Source organism: Enterobacter sp. C6, assembly GCF_008122455.1.
Lineage (GTDB): Bacteria > Pseudomonadota > Gammaproteobacteria > Enterobacterales > Enterobacteriaceae > Enterobacter > Enterobacter pseudoroggenkampii.
The window spans coordinates 1-4,460 of the sequence record NZ_QPFW01000093.1 but is presented as its reverse complement, the minus strand read 5'-3'; the positions used below and the strand labels follow the sequence as shown (position 1 = coordinate 4,460).

Genomic DNA, 4,460 nt, shown 5'->3' with positions numbered 1-4,460 from the left:
TGGTCGGTACCGGAAGCCGGGCTTGCCCCTTCCGCCAGCGGGGTATGCGCCTTACGTCCGTCTGGCGTCGCCATCGTCGCCGCGCCAAACGGCACGTTTGCGGAAATCGAGGAGGTGCCCGCGTAGTAGTTACCGCCAATCGGGCCACGGCCGTAGCGCGGGTTATGGTACTGCTTCAGCTCTTCAATGTAGGTCTGATAGGCACGGGTCAGCAGCATATCCACGCTGTCGTCGTCGTTGCCGTACTTCGGTGCGCCGTTGATCAGGCGCTGACGCAGCTGCTCGTGGGTCAGCCCGTCGAAGTCATCCGCCAGGGCGGTCGCCAGCTGCTGTTGACCGATGACGCCCTGTTCGAACACCAGCTTCTTCACCGCCGCCAGGCTGTTGCCGAGGTTGGCGATGCCCACCTGCAGGCCGGAGACCCAGTCATACTTCGCGCCGCCCTGCTTGATGCTTTTCGCGCGCTCGATGCAGTCGTCCACCAGCGCCGAGCAGAGAATATCGTGGACGTTCTCTTCCAGCATGGTGTCCACCACATACTCAATCTCGATGGATTTACGGGTGTAGTAGCGGATCTGGGTATCCCACGCCGCCATCACCTCGTCGAAATTGTCGAAGTTACCGGCAGAGAGCGCTTTCTCCTGCGGCAGGAACACCTTGCCGCTGGTGGCGTCGCGCCCGCCTTCCAGCGCCGCCAGCATGACGCGGGCGAAGTTGATAAAGCTCATGCCGGTGCAGCGGTAGCCCCACTTGCCGCCCACCGCGGTTTCGATGCAGCCGATGGCCGCGTAGTCGTAGGCGTCGTCGCGCTCAACGCCGAGCTTGATGAATTCCGGGATCACGATTTCGTCGTTGTTGAACGCCGGCATCCCGAAGCCGCAGCGGATCACCTGCACGCAGGCGTCGAGGAAGTCGTTGCTCATGCCCGCGTGATAGCGCACGCTCAGGTTCGGCTGGGTGGAGCGCAGACGGCCGCAGGATTCCAGAATCGCGTACGAGAGCGGGTTCACCGCGTCCATCGGCTCACCGTTGACCAGCTTCTGGCCGCCGATGGTAACGTTCTGGTACAGCGGGCTGCCGGCAGAGGCTTTGGAGTGCGAGCCGGAGCGGATCTTGTTCACTTCCAGCAGCTTCAGCCAGCAGCTGTGCAGCAGCTCGATGGCGTGCTCGCGGTCGAGGCTCTGGTTCAGCTCCACGTCGCGGCGGTAGTACGGATAGAGATACTGATCCATACGCGCGAAGGAGACGGAGTGGCCGTTGGACTCAATCTGCAGGATCAGCTGAATGAAGTAGCACAGCTGCAGCGCCTGCCAGAAGGTTTTTGGCGGCTCGTGAGCAATCACGTCGCAGTTTTCTGCCATCGCCAGCAGCTCGTCGCGGCGGCTTGCGCGGGTTTCGGTTGAGGCCATCTCGCGCGCCAGATCGGCGAAGCGTTTGATGTGCAGGCTCACCGCTTCCAGCACGATATCAATTGCCTTCAGGAACTGATCGCCGTGCAGGTCTTCCAGCACCGTCAGGTTGATGCGCGAGCGGCGCTCGGCCACTTTGGCGCGCAGGCCGTCGAGACCTTTCTCCAGCACCAGTGGGAAGTTCACCGCCAGGTGCGCGTCGCCGGAAGTCATGTTGCCTTCGGCTTTGATAATGCCGGTTTCCAGCAGGCCTTTCTGCTCGTCGGTGAACATGCCGTAGCAGCGGTCCTGCACCGTCTGGCCGCGCCACCACGGGCAGATCTCGTGCAGCACGCGCTTGTTCTCTTCGCTCACCGCAAAGCCCGCGCCCGGGCGATCGGCCAGATCGTCGATCTCTTTCTCAATCCAGGAGACGGTGTATTCCGGGAAAATCGGTGCGGCGCGCACTTCGCTTGCCTGGTTACCAATAATCAGCTCGTCGTGTTTGATCCAGATGGTACGCTCGGCCAGGTGATGGGCCAGCGCCAGGGCGCGACGGACCGGGATCGGCTTGTCCATGTGCTGCTGGTACATTTCGGTGTAATGCTGCGCGCGCTCGGTACAGACCGGCGGCTTAACGATATGCACCAGCGCCGTTTTGTGCGCCTTAATGCGCTCGCTGAGGGTATTGAGATTCAGGGTTGTCATAAGTTTATCCTCGTAAGGTCGCGGTTAACCCTTTCTGGCAGGCGTACTGCTGCGCGAAGTCCAGCAGGGCAGGGTTATCCAGCGGTTTGTCAGGGGCAGAGTAGGGTTGGCCGAGCAGGGTGTATTTGTTCATGCCCAGCGTGTGATACGGCAGAAAATGAATATCGTCGACGCCGAGCTCGTCGGCGGCGAAGTTGGTGATGGCGGTGATGGAGGCTTCGTCCGCGTTGAAGCCCTGGATCAGCGGCACGCGGATGGTGATTTTTTTCCCGGCGGCGGCCAGGCGTTTCAGGTTGTCCAGGATGCGCTTAGCCGAACCGTCCGTCCACTGTTTGAACACCTCACCGTCGACGTGCTTCAGGTCGGCGAGGAACAGATCGACGTAGGGTAATGACGGCTCGATATAATGCCACGGCACGTGAAGGCAGGTTTCGACGGCGGTGTGGATCCCCTGGTCATGGCTGGCTTTAAACAGGGCGTGCGCCAGCTCGGGGTTCATAAACGGCTCGCCGCCGGAGAGGGTGATCCCGCCGCCGCTGCGGTCGTAGAAGGGTTTATCGCGCAGTACGGTCGCCATGATCTCCTCGACCTGCTGCTCTTCACCGCAGACGGTCAGCGCCTGCGTCGGGCAGCAGTCGGTCAGAGCATTAAGCGTCTCTTCACTTAATTTCTCACGATGAATGACCATCCCGTTCAGCGCACGTTCGATACAGCCCGGTGCCGCCTGCTGGCACAGGTCGCAGCCGTCCAGACACAGGCGCGCATCAAACAGCACGTCCCGGCTGCGGGAGTGGCTTTCCGGGTTCTGGCACCAGCGACAGCCCAGCGAGCAGCCTTTCAGGAACACCACGGTTCGAATGCCGGGGCCATCGTGGGTAGAGTAACGCTGAATATTGAAGATCATGATTTCGCCTCTCATATTGCATATGAAGATTAAATGACTTTCGAATGAAAGTTATCTTGATGCAGGTCAACTCTTGAGCAGGTTTTGTCGTGATAGGGTAAGTGCAGGCTAATTTTGAGGGTGACATCATGGAACTTTATCTCGACACATCTGACGTTGCGGCAGTCAAAAAGCTGGCGCGTATCTTCCCGCTGGCGGGCGTGACCACCAACCCAAGCATTGTGGCGGCAGGTAAAACGCCGCTGGACGTGTTGCTGCCAGAGCTGCACGACGCGCTGGGTGGCAAAGGTCGTCTGTTCGCCCAGGTGATGGCGACCACCGCCGAAGGGATGGTGGAGGACGCGCGTAAGCTGCGCGCCATCATTAACGATCTGGTGGTGAAAGTGCCGGTGACCGCAGAGGGGCTGGCGGCAATCAAGATGCTGAAAGCGGAAGGGATCCCGACGCTGGGCACGGCGGTGTACGGCGCCGCGCAGGGGATGCTCTCCGCGCTGGCGGGTGCCGAGTATGTGGCTCCTTACGTTAACCGCGTGGACGCGCAGGGCGGGGACGGGATCCAGACCGTGGTTGAATTACAGCAGCTGCTGACGCTGCATGCCCCGCAGTCCAAAGTGCTGGCCGCGAGCTTTAAAACCCCGCGTCAGGCGCTGGACTGCCTGCTGGCAGGGTGCGAGTCCATCACGCTGCCGCTGGACGTGGCGCAGCAGTTTATTACTTCTCCGGCAGTGGATGCGGCGATCGTGAAGTTCGAGCAGGACTGGCAGGGGGCGTTTGGAAGGACGTCGATCTGATACTGTTGCCGGGTGGCGCTGACGCTTACCCGGCCTACGGTTTTCTCCCTCTCCCTGTGGGTGAGGGCATCAGGCCGCAGCAGGGTTTACCCTCCGCAGACCTCACACCCCGGGTTACGCATCAGCTTCATCTCGCGGAACTGGCAGGTCATCGCGTCATACATCACGATTTTCCCCGCTGCGGGCGTGCCGTAATTCGCCAGGACTTTGATCGCTTCCATTGCCTGCAATGAGCCAATCACGCCGACGAGCGGCGCCATCACGCCCGCCTCAACGCAGGTCAGCGCATTCTCGCCAAACAGACGGCTCAGGCAGCGGTAGCAGGGTTCACCCTCGGCGTACGTGAAGACGCTGATTTGCCCCTCCATGCGGATTGCCGCGCCGGAGACCAGTGGGATTTTGTGGGCAAAACAGCCCGCGTTCAGCTGGTTACGGACGGCGACGTTATCGGTGCAGTCCAGCACCAGGTCGTGCTGCGCAATCTGCGCGGAGAGCGCGTCGTCATCCAGCATCGCGTCAATCAACGTGAACTGAACGTGGGGGTTGAGGCGCGCCAGCGCCGTGCGGGCGGATTCCACTTTCGGCTGGCCCACCGTCGCGTCGCTGTGCAGCGTCTGGCGTTGCAGGTTGGACACCGACACGGTATCGAAATCCAGCAGCGTCATCCTG

The 4,460-nt window shown here is 61.2% G+C and carries 4 protein-coding genes; 1 reads left to right on the top strand and 3 read right to left on the bottom strand.

What is annotated here, in order from left to right:
• Both DOU50_RS01145 and DOU50_RS01140 read right to left on the bottom strand, forming a co-directional pair.
• On the bottom strand, positions 1-2,096 hold a 2,096-nt coding region (locus tag DOU50_RS01145), incomplete at its 3' end, for a formate C-acetyltransferase/glycerol dehydratase family glycyl radical enzyme (protein ID WP_148768564.1).
• Between the two features lie 4 nt (positions 2,097-2,100).
• Positions 2,101-3,000, bottom strand: coding sequence for a glycyl-radical enzyme activating protein (locus DOU50_RS01140; protein ID WP_148768563.1), 900 nt, complete (start codon positions 2,998-3,000; stop codon positions 2,101-2,103).
• A 128-nt stretch (positions 3,001-3,128) separates the two neighbouring features.
• On the opposite strand from DOU50_RS01140, the gene fsa reads away from it, so the two are divergent.
• Complete coding sequence (gene fsa, locus DOU50_RS01135) at positions 3,129-3,791, top strand: fructose-6-phosphate aldolase (RefSeq protein ID WP_010428983.1); 663 nt, start codon at positions 3,129-3,131, stop codon at positions 3,789-3,791.
• An 86-nt stretch (positions 3,792-3,877) separates the two neighbouring features.
• Here the strand turns inward: fsa and DOU50_RS01130 are convergent.
• Positions 3,878-4,460 (bottom strand): molybdopterin-synthase adenylyltransferase MoeB (locus tag DOU50_RS01130; protein WP_148768562.1); only part of this gene is annotated, 583 nt, incomplete at its 5' end.